This window comes from Desmonostoc muscorum LEGE 12446 (genome assembly GCF_015207005.2).
GTDB lineage: Bacteria > Cyanobacteriota > Cyanobacteriia > Cyanobacteriales > Nostocaceae > Nostoc > Nostoc muscorum.
Genome location: NZ_JADEXS020000001.1, coordinates 225,850 through 246,856, shown reverse-complemented (window position 1 = coordinate 246,856; position 21,007 = coordinate 225,850). Strand labels below are relative to the sequence as shown.

Annotated in this window: 17 protein-coding genes; 8 read left to right on the top strand and 9 right to left on the bottom strand. The window is 42.1% G+C overall.

Annotated elements, in window-relative coordinates; genetic code table 11:
- Window positions 1-70: 70 nt before the first annotated feature.
- The 8 genes from IQ276_RS00990 to IQ276_RS00955 all read right to left on the bottom strand — a co-directional run bounded on the left by IQ276_RS00990 (window position 71) and on the right by IQ276_RS00955 (window position 8,653).
- The gene (locus IQ276_RS00990; protein WP_193914160.1) at window positions 71-439 is read right to left on the bottom strand and encodes a hypothetical protein; all 369 of its coding nucleotides are present in this window, start codon (window positions 437-439) and stop codon (window positions 71-73) included.
- 32 nt (window positions 440-471) lie between these two features.
- Window positions 472-732, bottom strand: coding sequence for a papain fold toxin domain-containing protein (locus tag IQ276_RS00985; RefSeq protein WP_228042834.1), 261 nt, complete (start codon window positions 730-732; stop codon window positions 472-474).
- A gap of 915 nt (window positions 733-1,647) precedes the next feature.
- Window positions 1,648-3,168, bottom strand: coding sequence for a bifunctional phosphoribosylaminoimidazolecarboxamide formyltransferase/IMP cyclohydrolase (gene purH / locus IQ276_RS00980; protein WP_193914158.1), 1,521 nt, complete (start codon window positions 3,166-3,168; stop codon window positions 1,648-1,650).
- 82 nt (window positions 3,169-3,250) lie between these two features.
- Complete coding sequence (locus IQ276_RS00975) at window positions 3,251-4,345, bottom strand: HigA family addiction module antitoxin (protein ID WP_193914156.1); 1,095 nt, start codon at window positions 4,343-4,345, stop codon at window positions 3,251-3,253.
- Window positions 4,342-4,668 (bottom strand): type II toxin-antitoxin system RelE/ParE family toxin, encoded by a 327-nt coding sequence (locus IQ276_RS00970; protein ID WP_228042833.1) that lies wholly within the window; start codon window positions 4,666-4,668, stop codon window positions 4,342-4,344. Before IQ276_RS00970 ends, IQ276_RS00975 begins: the two co-directional genes overlap by 4 nt.
- Before the next feature lie 172 nt (window positions 4,669-4,840).
- The gene (locus tag IQ276_RS00965) at window positions 4,841-5,881 is read right to left on the bottom strand and encodes an ABC transporter ATP-binding protein (protein WP_193914154.1); all 1,041 of its coding nucleotides are present in this window, start codon (window positions 5,879-5,881) and stop codon (window positions 4,841-4,843) included.
- 159 nt (window positions 5,882-6,040) lie between these two features.
- The gene (locus tag IQ276_RS00960) at window positions 6,041-7,657 is read right to left on the bottom strand and encodes an ABC transporter permease (protein ID WP_193914153.1); all 1,617 of its coding nucleotides are present in this window, start codon (window positions 7,655-7,657) and stop codon (window positions 6,041-6,043) included.
- A gap of 3 nt (window positions 7,658-7,660) precedes the next feature.
- Window positions 7,661-8,653, bottom strand: a complete 993-nt coding sequence (locus IQ276_RS00955) for an iron ABC transporter substrate-binding protein (RefSeq protein ID WP_193914181.1) — start codon at window positions 8,651-8,653, stop codon at window positions 7,661-7,663.
- 286 nt (window positions 8,654-8,939) lie between these two features.
- On the opposite strand from IQ276_RS00955, the gene IQ276_RS00950 reads away from it, so the two are divergent.
- From IQ276_RS00950 to IQ276_RS00935, 4 genes are all read left to right on the top strand, one after another.
- Entirely contained in the window at window positions 8,940-9,560 is a 621-nt protein-coding gene (locus IQ276_RS00950; RefSeq protein WP_193914179.1) for an alpha/beta hydrolase, read from the top strand.
- Window positions 9,561-9,714: 154 nt separating this feature from the next.
- The gene (isiD, locus tag IQ276_RS00945; RefSeq protein WP_190877921.1) at window positions 9,715-9,927 is read left to right on the top strand and encodes a protein IsiD; all 213 of its coding nucleotides are present in this window, start codon (window positions 9,715-9,717) and stop codon (window positions 9,925-9,927) included.
- Between the two features lie 100 nt (window positions 9,928-10,027).
- Window positions 10,028-11,269 carry a bifunctional phosphopantothenoylcysteine decarboxylase/phosphopantothenate--cysteine ligase CoaBC gene (gene coaBC / locus IQ276_RS00940; RefSeq protein ID WP_235115332.1) on the top strand — a complete coding sequence of 414 codons (1,242 nt, stop codon included), beginning with the start codon at window positions 10,028-10,030 and terminating at the stop codon, window positions 11,267-11,269.
- Window positions 11,270-11,397: 128 nt separating this feature from the next.
- Window positions 11,398-12,198 carry a lipoate--protein ligase family protein gene (locus IQ276_RS00935; protein ID WP_228043312.1) on the top strand — a complete coding sequence of 267 codons (801 nt, stop codon included), beginning with the start codon at window positions 11,398-11,400 and terminating at the stop codon, window positions 12,196-12,198.
- A 7-nt stretch (window positions 12,199-12,205) separates the two neighbouring features.
- Here IQ276_RS00935 and IQ276_RS00930 read toward each other — a convergent pair whose 3' ends face one another.
- Window positions 12,206-12,592, bottom strand: a complete 387-nt coding sequence (locus IQ276_RS00930; RefSeq protein WP_190877925.1) for a DUF4280 domain-containing protein — start codon at window positions 12,590-12,592, stop codon at window positions 12,206-12,208.
- A 156-nt stretch (window positions 12,593-12,748) separates the two neighbouring features.
- On the opposite strand from IQ276_RS00930, the gene IQ276_RS00925 reads away from it, so the two are divergent.
- From IQ276_RS00925 to IQ276_RS00910, 4 genes are read left to right on the top strand one after another with little or no spacing between them, the layout of a single operon-like run.
- Window positions 12,749-14,266 carry a restriction endonuclease-related protein gene (locus tag IQ276_RS00925; RefSeq protein WP_193920355.1) on the top strand — a complete coding sequence of 506 codons (1,518 nt, stop codon included), beginning with the start codon at window positions 12,749-12,751 and terminating at the stop codon, window positions 14,264-14,266.
- Window positions 14,250-17,663, top strand: a complete 3,414-nt coding sequence (locus IQ276_RS00920) for a pPIWI_RE_Z domain-containing protein (protein ID WP_193920357.1) — start codon at window positions 14,250-14,252, stop codon at window positions 17,661-17,663. Before IQ276_RS00925 ends, IQ276_RS00920 begins: the two co-directional genes overlap by 17 nt.
- 2 nt (window positions 17,664-17,665) lie before the next feature.
- Complete coding sequence (locus tag IQ276_RS00915) at window positions 17,666-17,983, top strand: hypothetical protein (RefSeq protein WP_193920359.1); 318 nt, start codon at window positions 17,666-17,668, stop codon at window positions 17,981-17,983.
- A 22-nt stretch (window positions 17,984-18,005) separates the two neighbouring features.
- On the top strand, window positions 18,006-20,906 hold the full coding sequence (locus IQ276_RS00910) for an RNaseH domain-containing protein (RefSeq protein WP_235115331.1): 2,901 nt from the start codon (window positions 18,006-18,008) through the stop codon (window positions 20,904-20,906).
- Window positions 20,907-21,007 lie beyond the last annotated feature (101 nt).

Here is a 21,007-nt window from a genome sequence, read left to right as displayed (position 1 = left end):
GAAACTCTAGAAGAATTACTCGCCGATGAATCATAAACGAGGCTTTAAACCTTATCTTTTTCGTAAATTATCAATGTTTGACAGGAGTCGCCACTACTTCAGATACATTATTAACCTCATTTCCATCGAAATCCTGATTTCGTTGTTTAAACTCATCCAACAAATTAAAGAACTTTTCAAAACCAGCCCTTTCATCGTGACAGTAAAGCATAATCATTTTCGACCAAGAGCTTACCGTTGTGATTCCTAGTTTTTTCTGTAACCAAGGCTGAAACTCTCCATAAAAATCTTCTTCCTCCTCAGTATTTTCAATTCCCAATTCACTCCGAGAACATTCATACCCAACCAAAAACATAAATAAATCGCTCACAGAGGGACGACCAATATACATACCTGGTTTGGCTTGAATTTTTGCTAAAATTTCATACACTCCGCTCATAATATTTTCTCCTGATACTCTTGCTTTCTCTTTTAGAAATTATCTAACTCTTCTAAAGAAAATTCACCACTTCGACAGGAAAAATCATTTATCCAGTCATCACGGGGTAATCCTTGACGTGAAAGATTATCAAAAACTAGTCCTAAAACTTCTACACCGTAATGAATGCCATTATTAATAATTGACTCACTATTACTGTAACGATCGCTAATTATAAAAAAATCATTTCGCTTTTTAGTTCTAAGCTTGATAATTTTTCCCTCAATTCCATTAGCATCGCTCCATGACTTCATTGCTATGGCACATTTGTCACATTCAAGATTTTAAATTGAGAGGAAATATTGCCTAGTGCCTGATAAATTTCTTCAGTGGATAACCTGCTCAATCATACATCCTAGTATTTACTAATCGTTACATACTAAACATATTTTATAAAAAAGGCAGGCTGAAGACCCTTGAGGATAGCAGCGCAGTTGCGAATTTCGTACTTCAGACAAGGGGACGGCAGTTGCTTCTCAAATATTTCAAGCTGTGTTAAGAAACTTGAAGGTAGAGGAGGCAGTGGAATTTTTTCTACATACCAAATTAAAAAGCGCCTGGGAGTGTTGCCGTGTTTCCACCCCAGACGCTTTTTATTTTTAACTTGCTCCTCACACACAACTAAAAGATATCACTGGTGCAACTAAAAAGCGAGTGTAGTGAGTGACACTTTCAAAACTGCACCACAATCGAATTTCTAGACCAAAATTAAAAAGCGTCTGGGAGTGTTGCCGTGTTTCCACCCCAAACGCTTTTTATTCTTAAACTTGCTCCTCACACACAACTAAAAGATATCACTACTTCTATGAAAAGGCAAGTATATTGAATAACAATTTTAAAATAATTCGTAATTCGTAATTCGTAATTCGTAATTCGTAATGGGCTATGCCCCGCTACGCTAACGTAATTACGTTTTGTAACGGGGATTTAATCCCGATACAAAACGTTCTGCCTGTAGAGGCAGGGGAATTAAACTGAACATACTTTGTTAAAGTCAGATTTGTAGATGCAAACTAAAAAGCGTCTGGGAGTGTTGCCGTGTTTCCACCCCAAACGCTTTTTATTTTTAACTTGCTCCTCACACACAAATAAAAGATATCACTGCTTTCATCAAAGAGCAAGTATTTTGAGTGACACTTTTAAAACTGCACCAGACTAAACCCCAGAAGTTAGTGTAAAAAGTGACGTACACCAGTCAACACCATTACTAAACCCAGGTCATTAGCAGCTTTGATGGAATCTTTATCGCGCACACTTCCTCCTGGTTGAACAATGGCTGTAATTCCTGCTGCTGCGGCTGTTTTAACTGAATCATCGAAGGGGAAGAATCCATCGCTGGCGAGAGTTGCGCCTTTGGCTTTTTCCCCGGCTTGTTCTAGGGCAATTTTCACTGAGCCGACGCGGTTCATTTGACCAGCACCTACTCCTAGTGTAGTGCGATCGCTTGTCACAACAATGGCATTAGATTTCACATGTTTGCAAACCTTCCAAGCAAACAGCAATTCTGCCAACTCATCGGCGGTGGGTTGACGTTCGGTGACGACTTGCCATTGACTGGTATCAGCAATGATGTCATCACTAGTTTGGACGAGGAAACCACCTGCGATCGCTTTTACAGTTTCTTTGGCTCCACTGCTCAAATCTGGTAAAATCAAAACTCGCACGTTAGATTTCTTGGCTAAAATTTCTTGGGCGTCCGCTTCACAACCTGGCGCAACCACACATTCTAAAAATGTCTTAGTTAACTCGCTGGCTGTAGCCGCATCGATGGGACGGTTGAGTGCCACAATTCCACCAAACGCAGAGGTAGAATCAGCATTGAAAGCTTTTTCATACGCTTCTGAAATAGTGCTTCCCAGCGCCGTACCACAGGGATTTGTATGTTTAATAATCGTTGCTGCTGGGGAATCAGTGAATTCGGCAATAATTCGGCGTGCAGCTTCCAAATCAACCAAGTTATTGTAACTCAGTTCCTTGCCTTGGAGTTTCGTAGCGGCTGCCCATCCTGTAGGGGTAGTACCAGTTTGATACCAAGCGGCGGGTTGGTGGGGGTTTTCGCCGTAACGCAGAGATTGTAATTGTGTGCCGCTGAGGTTGTAGTTTTGTGTGCCTGCGAGGTAAGATGCGATCGCCTGATCATAACTCGCAGTATGCAAAAATCCTTTTAAAGCTGCGTTTTGGCGAAATTCTAGAGATGCTACGCCGTTATTTTGGCGTAATTCCTGCAAATACTCGTCATATTGTGCTGGATCGCATAATACAGCGAGATGGGCGAAGTTTTTCGATGATGCCCTCAACATCGCCGGGCCACCAATATCAATTTGTTCAACAGCTTCAGCTAATGTTACCCCTGATTTAGCGATCGTTTCCTCAAAAGGATATAAATTCACTACTACTAAATCAATCGGGCGAATTTGGTTATTTTCTAAATCTGTAATATCTTGGGGAACATCCCGCCGTGCCAAAATTCCGCCGTGAATTCGGGGATGCAGCGTTTTAACTCGACCACCTAAAATTTCTGGAGAACCTGTATAATCAGCAACCTTGGTAACTGGGAGTCCAGCATCTTTGAGTGCTTGGGCTGTTCCCCCACTGCTGATTAAATCAAAGTCGAATTCTTCAACCAAGCTACGGGCGAGGTCAATTAAACCAGTTTTATTAGATACACTCAGCAGTGCTAGACGCGCCATTGATCAATTCCTTAAAAGTCGGCTGGGAGCGAAGGATCTCAAGTTTTGCATAAGCCTTGGCTCAGTTCAAGACCATTAGAGGTTAAAAACAAAAACTCTCCTTGAACCCATTCATCCAAGAGACAGGAATTATACAATCATGTTGCAGCCGACCTACAACAATAGCGGGATGGATGCCGATACTCTCTGCAAAATCAACAACATCATTTTTAGATTTAAGTTGCGCTAATTCTCTTTCGTATTTGGATGGTATCAAAAATTCCCGCGCCCATTGATCGGCTTCGCGTTCTGGTTCAGATGCTAAACTTTCCCCACTATCCCATTCATCCAGAAAAATATTTTCTTTATCATGAAGTAGGATATGTGCTGCTTCATGGAAGAAATTAAACCAGAAGCGGTCATTGGTTTTACCGTAAAGCGAAAGTTGAATCAAAGCCTTGTGGGGATTTAACCACCGTGCTACACCACTGACGTGCGCTCCCTTAATTGATGGTACTAAAACCAGCACAACACCCGCTTCCCGGCACAAATGCTGCATCTGTGGTTGAAATTCCTCTGGTTGTAACACTGTCAAAGTACGAATTTCCCGCACTGCTTTTTCAAACTTTGGTTTACTGTATTTGGGACAGTCCAGTTTTTCTGCTTCTATTTCACCCAAACGCAACCAAGCGGAAATAGCACCAACATCACTTTGTTTTTCGCGGGTGCGGCGAAAAGAAATTTCCATACCTGCATAGTAACTTCGCCACTCGTCCGGCGAAGCCACACCGAAAAAATGTAATAACTTTTTTACCAAGCTAGGTTTATTTTTGGCAATTAAATTGCACTTAGGAATTACACCTTGGTTCATCAATTCTTTGACTGGTAACTGATCTAACCAAGATGTCCACTCCTTTAAACGGTTTTCTTCTTCTTTACTTGCTAAAGCCGCCCGATATTGGGCTTCATATCTCAGCCAAAATGCTGCTGTACTCCCCAAAACTCGTTCTAGCTTCAGTGCTGTTTCTTCATTTACAGGTGCTTTGCCGTTAATTAGCAAACTGACGTGTTTTGTGGTGTAGCCTAGACGTTCTGCTAATTGTGCTTGTGTCCAATCACGCTCTTGTAAGAATTCAGCGATCGCATCACCAGGGGGAGAAACCCAATCTGGAGTAAAGGGTCGGGTTGTCTTATTCATGGTAATCTCCAATTGAATTCAATACAAACAGCAGTAACTTTTAACCAATCAATGCTTCCATCCTCGGTAAGAGGAATGGGGTCGTTATCAGGCTTAAATACAAGTCGTTTACCACCTTCTAGGTTTACTGCAAATTCACCTGCCCTATCTCCTTTCAAGGGATGGGGATGACCTATAACTAATTCTGCGACACAACTAGCAGCACCAAGAATAGTTAACTGGGTTCTTAATTTCTTGGCACAGTTTGCACCCAATTTTTTTTGCGCTAGTTTTTCTTGCTCGCATAGGTTTTGCAGTTTGCTGTCAGCGAAAGTGATTTCCATGCGTTACTAGACTAATACAAGTTTACCATTTTGGTAAACAAATTTGCTACGTCCAGAGAACATATCATATCAACTGATGCTTTACCGTTTTGGTAAATAAATTTTTTCTACTCTGAATAAGAGATAATAAATTAAAGTGATTAATTATTGCTTGAGAACCCAAAATCTATATCTATTGGGGAAAAACCTTTACACTCTCGCTGGCAATAGATAACTCCACCCTTGTACCCACAGGTAAAACTACATTAGCCAGCGTCCGTGCATGGAGTTCTTTCCCAGAGAGAGTTTGCAAACAATATTGGTACTCACGCCCTAAAAACCGCCGGGTGCGAACGACTACAGGCGCCTCATTGGCTGGCTTTAAAATAAAATCTTCTTGGCGAATCATGATTTCGCCCGCGTCTTCGGTGTGATTTGCTGTTAACTCAAAACTACCGATTTCTGTTTCCCATAAATTGCCTTGACGATGGGCGGGAAGGAAATTAGCTTGAGTCACAAATTCAGCGACAAATCTTGATGCTGGATGAGTATAAATTTCTTCTGGTGTGCCTAGTTGTTCTAAGTGTCCTTGGCGCATTACACCTACTATATCTGAAATAGCTAATGCTTCTTCTTGGTCATGGGTAACAAAAATTGCTGAAGTACCTGCGGCTTTGAGAATATCTCGCACTTCTTCTCGCAAGCGTAATCTAACTTGAATATCAAGATTGCTTAAGGGTTCATCTAAAAGCATGAGTTGGGGTTGGGGTGCCAAAGCGCGGGCGAGGGCAACTCTTTGCTGTTGTCCACCTGAGAGTTCGTAAGGGTAACGCTTTTCTAAACCTTGGAGTCTCACTAGGGCTAGAACTTCGGCTACACGTTTTTGTATTTGTTGTTTAGGGAAATGTTTCAACCCAAAGCCCACATTTTCTGTCACATTGAGATGGGGAAACAGTGCATAATCTTGAAAAACAACGCCAATGTCGCGCTGTTCGGCTGGGATGCAAATAGAAGTATTACAAACTATTTGTTCTCCAATTTTAATTTCTCCTGTTTGCAGGCGCTCAAAACCGGCAATTAATCGCAACAATGTTGTTTTACCACAACCAGAGGGACCGAGCAATCCTAATATATCTCCTTGTTGCAATGTCAAAGATATGTTGTCTACAGCGGGAAAAGTGTTTTCTGCAAACTGCTTGGTGACATTATTTAAGTGGAGAATTAATTGTTGCATAAAAGGAGGGGCTAGAAGGGGGGTTTTTATCCTATGTTGTGGCTGGAAATATCACGCAGAGGCGCAGAGTCGCAGAGAGTGGGAGTTGAGAAGAGTTGATTTTTGCATTTGAGATTTTAATTCAGCTGTGTCTATTCCCTACTCCCTATTTTTTCTAAACTAAAATTTTGTTTGTATTTGCGTTTGATTTATAATTTTCTCTTTTTTGACGTTTTCTTGAGATAAGACTAATAAGGTTGAACCTATAGAGACTAGCAACATGGCTAGTGAGGACGCGGCGGCATCAGCAAAATCTACATTTTCTGTGGCTTGCCAAATTTGCATTGCTAAGGTGGTAAACCCAATAGGTGCTAATAGTATGGTGGCGGGTAGTTCTTTAATTGCTGTCAAAAATACTAGCACTGCACCACTCAATACTCCCGGTTGTACTAATGGTAGGGTAACTTCTCTTAAAGTTTGCCAAGCATTCCTACCTAAACTGCGTGCTGATTCTTCTATTTGGGGATTTAATTGTAAAAGTGAACTGCGGACTGTTCCCACTGACTGCGGTAAAAATAACACTAAATATGCAAATATCAGCATGGGTAAAGTTTGGTACACTGCTGGCAAATAATTGGCACCAAAAAATACCAAAGATAAGGCAACTACAATTCCTGGAACTCCAAAACCTATATAAGAACAGCGTTCAATTATTGCGGTGATTTTATTAGGAAATCTGACTGCTAAAATTGCAACTGGTAAGGCAAAGATAGTGGTAGCTAAAGCCGCTAGTCCCGCTGCACCAATGGAGTTGAAAACGCTGGGGAGTAAGTTGGGGAAAGTGTACCCACTGTTAAATCCACGAATTAACCAAAATAGGGTAATACCTACTGGCAAAATTACACCCAAGCTAGTGATTAGCAAACAAAAAATGAAAGCTGGCCATTTCCAAATTCCCAATTTGGCAATTTTTGGTGGACGCAGGGAAGCGGAACCACGACTATAATATGCAGCACGCGATCGCATTCTATATTCTAACCACAAAATCCCCAACACCAGTATCACCAACATCAATGATAAAGCTGCGGCTGAATTGCGATTAAAGCTAGCTTTGTATTGCAAAAAAATTGCTCTGGTAAAGGCATCAAACCGCATCAGTGAAGGTGTACCGAAGTCACGCAAAGCATACAAAGCAACTAATAATCCACCTGCAATTATTGATGGTTTCAACTGCGGCAAAACTACCCGAAAAAAGGTTTCTCTGCTACCATAACCTAAACTCCGAGCTGCTTCTTCTAAAGATGGATCGATACCTTGCAAGGCTGAACGTACACTCAGCAGCATGTAGGGATAGGTAAACAAAGTAATTGCCAAAACTGTCCCCGGAAAACCATAAATAGAAGGTAATTCTTCTACTCCTAGTGGTTGCAGCAACAACTGTAAAAAGCTACCCCGTGGTGCCAATGTTGCAATCAGCGCAAAACTGCCTACATAACTCGGAACCGCTAAGGGTAATGTTGTCGCTACTAACCAAAAACGTCTTCCTGGTAAGTCTGTCCGCACTGTTAAAAATGCCAACGGTATGGCAATTAAGGCGGAAAATAATGTTACCGTTGCTGCCATTGCCGCACTGTTGAAAAAAACCATGACATTGCGGGGACGAGAAATTAATTGCCATAATTCTTCCCCGCCAATGCCTGTGGTACGAATCACTAAATATAGTAATGGCAGAGCGATCGCAACTGCCACCACTGCTGCGGCTAATGTGAGAAATAAGGGAGGGCGAACCGCTTTCAATTCCTACAAAACTCCTGCCTGTTGTAATAAATTCAATGTTCCGGGTAAGTCATCTAAGTCTGTTAAGCTCACATTAGGCGGATTGAGTTTGCTAATTGGCACTTGTTTTGATGGTGCTGAAATTCCTTTTACTAAAGGATATTCGTTAGTTTCTTGAGCAAAGTAATTTTGTGAACTCTGTTTGAGCAGGTAATCAATCAAAGCTTCGACATCAGCTTTTTGGTCAGTTGTGCTTGTAATTGCTACCCCTGCCACATTAATTATTGATCCTGCATCTTTTTTCGTGTAGTGATGAGCAACAGGGAAGTTAGCATTATCTTTTTTGAAGCGATACAAGTAGTAATTGTTCACTAAACCAAGATGAATTTCTCCCCGTCCCAAAGCTTCAACGATCGCGGAATTTTTACCGTAATCTTTGACACCATTGGCTTTCATCGCTTTGAGCCATTGTAATGTCTTTTGGTCTCCATCTAAAACTCGCATGGCGGTGACAAATGACTGAAATGAACCGTTAGTTGGTGCCCAGCCGACTTTACCGCGCCATTTTGGTTGTGTTAACTGCGAAATTGATGACGGTAATTCGCTTTGTTTGACTAGCTTGGTGTTGTAGTCAATTACACGCGCGCGTCCGGAAATTCCGACCCAATGCCCTTTGGCAGAACGAAAGCGAGTGTCAACTTTGTTCAGCAATTTCGGGGCAATTGGTAGTGTGAGTTGTTTTTTCTCTAAAGTGCCTAAAGCACCAGCGTCTTGAGCAAAAAACAAGTCTGCACGGCTATTTTTGCCTTCTTCTAAAAGAGCGATCGCTAATTCCGCAGTATCGCCATAACGTACTTGAATATCTTTATTCAAGTCTTTTTTAGCTTTTTCGATTAAAGGCCCAATCAGTTTTTGCTCTCTACCTGAATAGATTACCAGCGTTTTTGTTTGGGCGTCTACAGCCATCCCGATTCCCCAGCCAAGCATTAAAGCCAGAGCTCCAGCTGAAAGTTTCATCAATGGTAAAGTTTTCAATCTCCAGTCCTCCACCTTAATTCTTACCAGGAAGTTTTTGCAATAATCTTGGTATTCTCAATCTTTACCATTAACTTGTGCTACTAAGCAAGAACATTTCTCAAAAAATTAAAAACAACAATTCACCAATTCAGAATTCAGGAATCAGAATAAATAGAGACATAGCACTGCTACGTCTCTACAAGGATTTCGGATAAGGCAGAATTAATTTATGGAGATGTATTTTAGATAAAATCTACTAAAAGAGTCATATTTTAGGAGTAAACCTCTGTCTTTACAATTTATTAACATTCCCACAGCCAATTCTCAACCGCCGGCAGGTTTAATTGTCACTTTGCATGGTTGGGGTGCTAATGCCGAAGATGTAGCATCTTTGTTGCCTTTTATCAACTTACCTAATTACCAGTTTGTATTACCCAATGCACCTTTTCCTTATCCCTATTCCCCTGTAGGGAGGGCATGGTACGACTTGAGGGTGGAGAATATGTATGAAGGGTTGGCAGAAGGTCGGCAACTGCTAATAGACTTGTTGCAATCTTTAGAAGGCAGTACTGGCGTGCCTTTGTCACGGACTATTTTAAGTGGGTTTTCTCAAGGTGGGGCTATGACTTTAGATGTAGGATCGAAATTGCCCCTAGCAGGTTTAGTTGTCATGAGTGGGTATTTACATCCTGATGCAGTCACAGCAGCTAAAGGTACGATTTCGCCAACTGTAATTACCCACGGTAGATATGACGAAGTTGTTCCACTACAAGCTGCCTGGAAGGCACGAGAAACTATAGAGTCTCTGGGAGTGGCAGTAGAGTATCATGAATTTGACACGGGGCATGAAATAGATCCACAAACGATAGAGGTGCTACGGAACTTCGTTGTGAACACAATTGCTTAGTCAAGATTACGAATTTTTTATAAATTCTGGTATAAATGCGGAAAAATTTCACGAAATCAATGACCTCTAATGAGTAATATATATTGGGTGGCTGCGTTCGGCGCAACTTAACCCATGCTGAAGGCGAATGCTGCATAAGGGAGGGGCAAGCATTATGACAACTCTAAGCATTTCCAAGAAAGAAATTGCTGCCATGACTGCGGCAGAAGTCGAAGAACTAGCTACACGTCTGGAGCTGGATAATTACAGTAATGCTTTTGAGGGTTTAAATGATTGGCATCTACTACGAGCGATCGCATTTCAGCGTCCAGAGTTAGTAGAACCCTACATTTATCTGTTGGACTTGGAACCCTATGATGAAGCGTAGGAATTTTAGATTTTAGATTTTAGATTTTAGATTGGGGTCAACTGGCTAAAATCAAAGATTATCAGGGTTAATGTATCACTTGCTTAATCCGAAAGTACCAATGCAATCTCCCTTAAATCCAAAATCCAAAATCCAAAATCCAAAATTGAACAGGGTTTTAGTTGCTATAGGTGGCGGTATCGCCGCCTATAAAGTCTGTGAACTGATTTCGACGCTGTTTAAAACTGGTGTGGAAGTGCGAGTCATCCTCACCCGTTCGGCACAAGAATTTATCACACCTTTGACTGTCGCAACCCTATCTCGCCATCAAGCATACACAGATGATAATTTTTGGCAAGCAACTCACTCTCGCCCGTTGCATATTGAGTTGGGTGAATGGGCAGATGCGATCGTAATTGCCCCCTTAACGGCTAATACCTTAGCAAAATTAGCCTACGGTATGGCTGATAATTTACTCACAAACACCGTGCTGGCTTCTACTTGTCCAGTGCTGTTAGCACCAGCGATGAATACGGATATGTGGGAACAACTATCGGTGCAGCGAAATTGGCAACAGCTATTGATTGATAGCCGATATCATGGCATGAATACAGCTTCAGGTTTATTAGCTTGCGATCGCGTTGGTGCTGGTAGGATGGCAGAACCCCCAGAAATTCTGGCTTACATCCAATCGCTGTTACACACCCAAGGCAAACGAGATTTAGTCGGGAAACGAGTTTTAATCAGTGCTGGGGGAACGCGAGAGTTTCTTGACCCAGTGAGATTTATTGGCAATCCTTCCACAGGTAAAATGGGATTAGCTCTAGCCCAAGCCGCACTCCACCGAGGAGCAAGAGTCACTCTGGTGCATACTCCAGCTAATTGGGAAGTGCCATTGGGAGTACAAGCAATTCCTGTCATTAGTGCAGAGCAAATGCACCACGCTATGCTGGAATATTTAGCCAATGCTGATATCATCGTCATGTCAGCAGCGGTGGCAGATGTCAAGCCCAGAGATTATAGTACAGAAAAATTGCCCAAGCGATCGCTCCCCCAAGCTTTACCTTTAGAACCCGTACCCGATATCGTCGCCCGATTAGCAGAACTCAAACAGTCGCATCAGATATTAGTTGGGTTTGGTGCACAAACTGGAGATATTGTCAATCCAGCGTTAGAAAAATTACAGAAGAAAAAATTAGATGCGATCGTTGCGAACCCCATCGATCGGCCAGATAGTGGTTTTGGCAGTGATAATAATGAAGCGATATTTTTAGATATCCAAGGGCGGGAGATGGCGATCGCACCTTGTTCTAAATTAGAAATGGCGCATCAATTATTTGATTTTCTCAGCAGCGAATTGTAAAAGGGACTGGGGATTGGGGATTGGGTTTTCACTCGTAAAAATTATGGAATTCTGCTCTTACCCACAGCAAATTTTGGAATATTTTCCCAGTCCCCAGTCCCTAGTCCCCAGTCCCCAGTCCCCAACCTATGAGACAACTAGCAACCGAATCACCATCCACCTGGCGTTTCATCCCAATGCTTCAGACATCAGGAGGAGTACAAATGGCCATCGATGCTTGGTTGTTCAACCAATGCGAAGAGGGACAACATCCGCCTACCTTGCGTTTTTATACCTGGTATCCCTACGCGCTCTCCCTGGGACATCTGCAAAAACAATGGCCTGCCCAGTGGCATAATCTGATCTACCAGGGACAGGAACTCGATGTAGTTCGTCGGCCAACGGGAGGTAGAGCTGTTCTCCACCAAGGGGACTTAACCTATGCCCTGATTACCTCAGCTAGTACAGCAAAAAGCTGGGGTACTTATGAAAATATCTGTAACTTTTTGATTCAAGGCTGGCAAACCTTGGGTATCGAGTTAGATTATGGTTCTGCTGGACGGGGTTACATTCACAATCCCAGTTGCTTCAACACAGCAACAGCCGCTGACTTAGTTACCGCCGATGGAAGTAAATTCATAGGTAGCGCCCAACGCAAGGGAAAAAATACTATTCTGCAACACGGCTCGATGATTTTGTCTACAGACAAAGGTTTATTTGAAGAAATCTTTGAACAACCGGCTCCTTGGAATACCTCGTTTTGTAACCCACAGGAACAGGATAGCTGGATTGTCAAGATTGTGGATACACTGACAGAGACGGCAAAACAGTATTTTGGTATAGAACTAGTCACCCAACCATTTACCGATTTAGAATGGCAGGATATTCTGAAATTGCGATCGCTTTATGAAGTGCGATCGGGCACGGTCAATCTAAAATCTAAAATCTAAAATTATTTTAAGGAATAAATACCGTTGATTGACCAGGATAGACTACCTCAATTACACCCGCCCACGCACACATCAATTTAGATGTATTATTCAGCGCTGGGATGTTAGCAATCAGAACGGTAGGCGAACCAGGTGCCCACGGGGCAGGGATCACGGGTATACAAGGCATAGGCGTCAATACACCCGAAGCAGCTGCTGTGGCGGATGCAACTGTTGGATTGGCTAAAGACGAACACATACCAAAAGGCATGATATTCACCATTGGCTTGTTATCCATAATGTTCGCATCTGGCGTACCAGTTAATACCCGATTGACAGGCAGAACTACCAAGGAACTTGGTGCAACACCAAAGCTACACTTGAGCGTTGCGCCGGAACATACTTGCAGAGCCATAATTTATTCCCTCCACAAATCAAGATACAATTTCCTGGATACTGTAGCGTAGCATTCATCAGCTTGTATTGCACAAACTGATGAATAAAAACTTGACAATTTTATTTACATCATTTAGTGTAAACAAACAATGATGTAAAATAGTTTTACTTAACCATGTACTTTGAAGACGTGCGTGAATGGCAGGGAACTGCGGAGGCTCTGACAAAGGAGCTAAAACGCCAGATTGAACACCTTGAAATTTCTATAGAATCACCTGCCGTCCGTACTATTCGGTCGTGGAGAGCAAAACAACTTTTATCACAACCGAAAGGGCAAGAATTTGGATTTCGGCAAATTTTGGAGGGTTTGGCCACTGCTCTCCTATTGAAGAAAGGTTGGACACTTGCGGCGATCGCTCAAGTTTTGCCTTCCTTTCCTGAAGATGTTTTAGAGAGGCAAATTATTGCAGAGGCTCAAGGACACGATCCAACATGGCTACCTGCAATTTCAGCAACTTCTTTGCCTTTACCTACAGGACACCGCCCAGCGAGGGATCTGGCTGAAGATGCTGTGATGTTACTTGCTCAGGGAATTCTTCGCCAATACGATCGGGTTCTCCCAGGTCGAGAAATTGTGCGCCAAGAGGATAGTACGCTGCCACCAGAACTCTATCAAGCAATGTGCAAATTGGGTCGTCTATATATTGAAGAAGGATTAAGCGATCGCGTTGCTTGTGTGCATACTGTTTTAGATAATGCTCGATACTCTCTTGGTTGCGATCGCTGGCAGTTAGGGGTTTTTAGCCAATCAGACTTTCGCTTTTCTAGCGTTACCTTAATCGATCCAGATTTACGAGTACCTACTTCAGACTGTGCAGAAATTGCCAACCTGAGCGGGGCTTTTGGTGAAGATAATGTGATTGAGCATCGCTTATATACTCAGTTATGCGAAGCAACTGAACGATTGGGCGGTCGTCGCCAACACAAAGCTTACACCGCGCTACGAGAGTTATTTGGCAGGTACTCTCTGATAGGAGAACGGCAACTATTAGACTACTTGGTTGAAAATGACTTGACCCCTTTACAGCGAATGATCGTTGAAAATTTCTTCCACTTAGTGCCAGATATCTGGCTAGTTGATGGATTAGCACATCGTTGTGCCCACTGTGGAACATTGATGCGATCGCATCCCAACAAAAAACTTTTTTCACAAGGGCGTTGTCCGATTCGCCAGTGCATTGGCCACAACTCACCAAAAGTATCTGAAAAACTAGATCCCAAAGACATTTTACGAATTGCCGAGCCGCGAATTCTTACCTACTGGACAGGCCCAGCAATTGACGAATTAGCCATTTTTGATACAGCCCGACAAAATAAACTCAATGCTGAACTTTACCCGGAGTCGGATTTATGCGATGTGGCAATTAACGAACGGGCAATTGGAATTGATGCTAAATCTTACACAAGTCCCGTGACTCTGGCTTTGCGTCTCAATCGCAGTATTGGCGGGCTGATTCACTATCGCCGCCGGATTCTTGCTGTGAGCGATCGCTTAATCGAAGACAACCCAAGCTACATTTCTACCCTCATCTCAACACTAGATAAAAAGGGCGATCCCGCCAGTTTAGAAATTATGTCGGTTTCCTCTGTAATTGATTTTTTAAAGAAAATGCCTTATGCGAACCAAACCTGATTTTTGGAAAGGTGTAGACCGAATTTGCTGGCTTTGCGTCTTAATGGAGGAATTTATTGATACTAATTCACTGGAGTACGCGCCAGTAATTATGTCAGGCATGGCGAGCATTTTAAATGCACCTACATTAGAGCAAGCCCGTCAAGCCATTTTCAATATGCGGCAGATGTCGCTAACTTTTGTTACAAACCAGTCAGTTAAACACGCAATTGCTCTCTATAACAATCATCATTACTGCAACCACACTAAAGGAGCGTATGAGATTGATATCGAAACACTTCACTTCAAAAGAACAGATCCTTTAGAAGATTCTCAAATTACACAAGCGCGTCAAATTTTGAGTAGTCCTTTGTCATACGACTCGTATGGTTTTACATTTGCCGATCCTCGTCAGGCGATGGCGGTTGCATTAGGTGAAGAGTCAACCGCCGTAAAGTTAGACATCCCTCGTATAAATGCCCCGATTGCTGCGCGTCGCACACATTCTCTCAACCGTCAACCAAGAGGAAAAATTCGCATTCCCTTAAGTGAACTGCGCGATCTGGCTATTGAGATGGACGAGCGTGAAAAGCAAGATACTGAGCGACGATCTGGTAATTGGGCAGATCGTTTTGAACGCTTTGATCTCATGGTATCGGAGACTGGAAAAGGTCTGCGGAAAGAAAATGATGTGTTGGAATTAGAAGACATCAAGCACTTAATTGGTTTACCAGGGTCAGGTAAAACAACTATTCTCGTGTTGATAGCTATCTGGCTAGGATTACATGACTATAAAGCAATGTTTGTGTTTCCCTCCATTGAAGTTGCTAGACAGTACATGGCTGAACTGGCATTTCATCAGGTAAAAGTGGGAATGCTTGTCGGACAAAGCGATGAAACTCGTCGTCGTCATGCAGATAATATTGCTGAAGCTATAGCAACACGAGGTAATGGTGGCTTTGCCTACACCTTAGAACAGGCAGAAGTTTTTGGGATGAACTGCGTCCTACCAGCCTTTTCAACTGCTGATATGTCCCTGTGGGGCTTTGGTTACGCACCTTGCAACGAGATATTGCAAGGCGGAGGGAAACAGGGAAAGATGAAGAAATGCTTGTGTCCCTTATGGACAATGTGTGGTCGCAACAAAGCACCGCGAGATTTGTTGGATGCTAATATTTGGGTTGGTCATGTGCGATCGCTCGATACTCAAATATCACCTCACGCGATTCAAGAACAAGTACGATATTTTGAGTTAATTGCTCGTACCTTCGATGTAGTTGTTTTCGACGAAGGCGACATGGTGCAATCAGACTTGGATGGTTATGGGGCAGCAACCTTAAGTATTTCAGGCTCAGAGCGATCCATTCATCGAGTAATTTTAGAACAAATCCATAACCGCTTTGCTCGTGGCGAGAACTATCGATTATTCGATCGGGATGTAGAACTTTACAGTCGTGACTTGTCAGAATTTGGCAACCATAATACTTCCTTAATTACCACCCTTCAGAATATGTCTAAGTCGCGGGTGGGAGAACGCTACGAAAATCAATTATTGACTGTATTACGAATTGTTAGCGAACTATTGAATACTTTAAAGAAATCCTCTCAGCAGAATGACCTTGATGAACCAGAAGCCAAACTAGGCTTTAGTAAAAGTCCGGCACTGACTGAATTTTGGGAAGCGGCAGCATATAACGCCTTCTACGATCGCACAGGTGTTGAGAACCCTCAAGACTTTAAAGCAGATTTATGGCCTCGGATTTTAGGCTATAACCGTGAAACCCTTGAAAAACAATGGAAAACTCTCATTAGTCATTTCCGCCGTTACCTGGCTGAAAATCTGATTAAGCGACGTGATGCGATCGTTGAAGAAATTGCCGAATTATTTCTCAAGATCTGTTTTCCAGATCATTCACCAACAATAGAAGCAGAAGATTTAGCTAAATTACTTATAACTGTTACTTTCGTAATTGTGGGCTACCAGCGAATTGTACCAGGAACTAGAACGATGGTTGCAGAGGGATTCATTCGTGAAACCATTGGGGGATCAACTGCATCATCAGAACTCCGAAAATTTATTCCAGAAAGCATTTTAGGTTCATTTTCTGGAGTGGAATACACTTTTTCCAAAGCACAAACAACACGTACCGCCGCCAAAAATGTGCAATTATCCTACATTACATTTGTTGGTGCGCCTCGAATGTTAATGCATCGCTTTCATCGGTTGTTAGACGCAGATGATGGACATCAAAGCCCAGCCGTTTTAATTACTTCAGCAACTTCATTTTTAGAAGCTAGTCCCGCCTACCACATTAACGCTGGCCCGCATTATTTACTAAAACCGCGTCAGTCAGAACATAAACCAGAACAGAGCATTTATCGTTTCAAATGGTTTCCAGATAGTGAACGTGGTGATGAACCCCTCAAATATAGCGGTGCTGGCGACCTTCAAAACCATAATCTTAAGCGGATGGTGAATGCCCTTGTGCGCGGAGGAATTACTAAATCTGAAATTTACAAGTCCATGCGTCATTTTGACGTGAAGTCTAATATCCGCCGTAAAGCTGCTTTAGTTGTCAATAGTTACGATCAGGCTCGCACAATCAAGAAGTATATCAATGACTATCATCCTGAAGTTGGGCGGCATACAAAGGCAATTGTTAAATCCCTCAGAGATGGAGAACAACCGCAGGATTTTATTACCTCTGCTCAGTGTGAAGCATTAGGAGACGATGAAAACTGTGATATTTTAATTTTTCCCATGTTGGCAATTGGTCGAGGTGTGAACATCGTTTTCAGTAAAGGGGACAGGAAACTAGATGCTGCAATTGGCTCGATTTACTTTTTGACTCGTCCTCATCCGACAAAGAATGATATGCAGCTGTTGTACAGCTTGGCAGGACAGGCAACACAAGAATTTGATAGTCGAGTGTTTAGTGAAACAGAAGATTTAAATGCGATCGCAACTTCTTGGCAGCAATCAAGAAAAGACCTTTGGAAAACTGCCAATAGATTATTACGTGAACCCTTAATGGCTAGCCGTTTAGGCCCTGAACTATTCAAATCGTTTACAGCTAATCAAATGGTGGCGATTTTGCAAACAATTGGGCGCGGGATGCGGAATGGATGCCCAGTATCAGTTTACTTCGTGGATGCAGCTTGGGCTAAAAATTCAGCAGAAGATAAACCCGACTCTGGGCGAGATAGTATGCTGGTGCAGATGCGAATCATTTTAGAAGAATGTGTCAACCACCCCGATCCTGTAATTCGGGAAATTTATCAAGAACTTTACGGCGCATTTCTAACACCTTTGCAGCGGATTAAAGGAGTAAAATACCCTGATGAATTAGCTAATTCACAAGATATTACGGATGAAGAAGACGGTTTCAATGATTTTTCAACACTATTGGAGATGTAAAAATGAGCGACAAATTTTCTGATGAAATTGAACTTGAAGAAGATTTATCTGAAGAAGATGAAGACGAAGAAACTGATGGTAATTTAGTTTCAGATACGTTTTATATTCAGCAAGGGCAAATCAAGCTTGTCAAGAGATTTACCCAAGCCTTCACTGTACCGGATAATCTGCGTCCAATCATAGTAGAGGGTTTTACTCTTGCTTGGACAAAGGCAGCTATGTTAGATTTCGCAGATATTCAAAAAGAAACTAAGGAGACGTGTAAAAATAACTTGAACACTTTTTATATGAAAGCTTTATTTAGAAGCTATCTCAGATAAATTTTGTACAACTTATTTTTACATGATTCCTAATGTCAAAAATCTCCCCTATGCCTCATTTCGAGGATTTCTAGAAGTAGTATTCAAAAATGCAGCGCGAATTGAACCAGACGTAGGCCTTACGAAGTTTGCATTGAATAGTGCTAAAAGGGGAAGCGATCCAGAACCTTTTGTTTACCTAAATGGTGGTAATGAAGAAGATATAAATCAAATGCTTCGCCCAATTATTAACGACTGGTTCACAAATCATCTCAGACCTTTTGCAAAAAAAGAAGACATATCAACGAATATTATTGACCGCTTGCAAGATTTGCAGGAAGGAGGAGAACTTCTGAAAATTTCTCCATTTAAATCTCAAGTATTCCCTTGGAATTGGTCTAAACAGACAGGTACAACTCAGCCAAAAGATTTAACAGATAAATATGCCTATCGTGCCATAGTAGATTATGTAGCCCGTCAAATTGCTGGACAAGAGATTTTTCCAGATTTAGGGCCGATAAAACGTATTATTTCCAGCAATTCTGGGATTGTAGAATTGATCGCCGATCCGATAACCTTACCTGACACAAAAGGTAAATTCAGTTTTGTGGTGAGCTTGGAAGTAGTAACATATCCTTCTTTGTCTCAACCTTTGGTGAAAGTTGAGATTTCCAAACGTCGCTGGTTTACTCAGTTAAAAGATCCTAAATACGATCGTAGGAATATTAGCGGTTTCATATTTTCTCAAGACTATCCCGATCGCGCCTTTAGCTATCGAGTAAAATGCGAACAAGATAAAAATAACGAACAAGATAATAAGAATTGGCGTTGGGCGACAGATACAGATTTTGAAATTCTGCGAAGAGAATTGAAACTGCCTCTCGAATCTTTTGATGGGCAAAAAATCGCTTTGGGCAAAGCCTCTACTGATAGCTGTGAGGTTGTTTTAACTTACCGTAATGGACTTCAAGATAATTCAGAAGACGACGAAAATAGTTCAGAAGGATACGGTATTGAAACAGGTGTACCAGAGATTGATAAATTAGATGCCTTGGAAGCGATCGCTAAAATTATTAACCCATTAGGAATCAAAATATTCGATGGTTACACAAAAGTACCATCCAAGCACAAACTAGATGATACAGCATCGCGGATGATTAATCTTCCTACACTGCTTGGTGGGGTTTTGGAAGCTCTCGAAACCAATTCCGACTTGGAGCTTACTGCGAAATACCTCGATCAACTCGACGACAGTCAAATCGATAGCTTGCTACGCAAACATTTTGACATTCGTTTAGAAGGGATTGAGTCGGGAAGAAAAGCTTTTCAATTTAATAAAGTTACGCCGAATCAAACGAATGCTCTCCAAACCATCATTCAGGCAAACCAAGCAGCGATGCAGCGATTATATCCTAATGAGCAACCGAGACTGTTTATCTTTTATGAAGATGATTTGAAAACAGAAGCGGAACTATTGCAAAAAATTACTAAAGTTTTGTGGGGAGACACACTCGAAATTATTATTAACTGCTTGCCAGCAAATACTCACGGGCCACGAGAGATTTTACCTGGAAAAGACTTGAAAAATAAGGAGCGATCGCGTCAGCGAATTGAAGCATGGAAATCCACTGCAAAACAGATTGAAGACCCGAATAAGCCAACTTTCTCCTTGATAATGGCACGACAGTTTTACGCAGATCCTACTGGTGAAAAATCTCCTAAACATGACGATAAAGTTAATAAACCTTCAACCCGCCAAGCACTAGCAAAGGTTGGTAGTGGTGTGCAGTTTCTTCTACCCATTGCAAAGACACGTAAAACAAAGCATCTCAAACTCACAGACTTCTTCCATCGGATGCAGTCGGCTCTGAAAGATTTGTTCTCGGCTCATTCTGGTCGGATTGATGGTGTAAAAGAAAAGGTTGACAAGTATTTGCAAAATATCCCACCAGAAGCTAGACCAAAAGAAATTTTAGGGTTCACAATCGTCCGTAAACAAAGGGGTCGCATTCGTGGTGTTATTGAGAATACATTTTTAGCAGTGGCAATGCGCCTCAACGTAGATACAGGAAAATGTGAGCTTTGCTGTGCTTACGAGAAAGGAAATTTAGTAATCAGCCCGTGGTTTAGTTTTTCTGATGCACTAGCTTTTATTGCCCAACTTACTCCAATCAAACTGGCTGATAAGCGTAATGTGTCTCAAACTCGATTCATGAACTTTGTAAAACAGATTATTTCTAACTCTGTGGAAGATGGGATGCAACCATTGGTTATGATTGATTCTTCCAACTGCGTCCAACTTTGGGATTGGCTTGCTGATAGCAGAATTAATGCTAATCAAATTAACCTTGGCCAGCAGTTTGAGAATATGCAGGATGAATGGCAAGGCGCACGTTTAATTCGCATTCGCCAAGAACTCGCCCCTGGAATTATTGAGAAAAAAGCCAGACATTTAATAGAGACTTCTTTAGAAGATACCAGAACTAAAGAACAACTAAACAAACTGCCACCTACGCTGAAAATTCCTTCAGCTTCTAGTGCGACTGGATTATTCCGACTCAGCGCTACTAACCAAACTGGATGTGTGGCTTATCTATCTGTGGCACGTGAAGCACCACATCAATATCCACGTGGCCAAAGTTGTTATCGTTCAACCCAGACCCTAGCCAACAAAGTTGGGTTAAAGATAAGTCAACTCTCTACAAAAGCTCCATTTATAGGTCGCTGGCCTACTCCAAATCCCCTAGAGATTGTTGTTACCTTGAGACAACCAGAAGATAATCCTGACGATCTAGCTGCCCTTGTAGAGTCACTGCGCTATGGCTTTGGTCACTACAGCGATTGGACGGGTTTGCCTGCTCCCCTATTTTTTGAGCGTGTTGTACGGGACTACATCAGTGATTTTGCGATCGCAGATGAGGAAACTGAAGCAGAGCTAGATTAATGATCTACCAAAAGTGCAATTCCTGGGGTTTTTGCTAGCCTACGCCAAGCCGGATAATTTGGGCAGAAGACGGGGGACGTTATACATTAATAAGTGTGTCT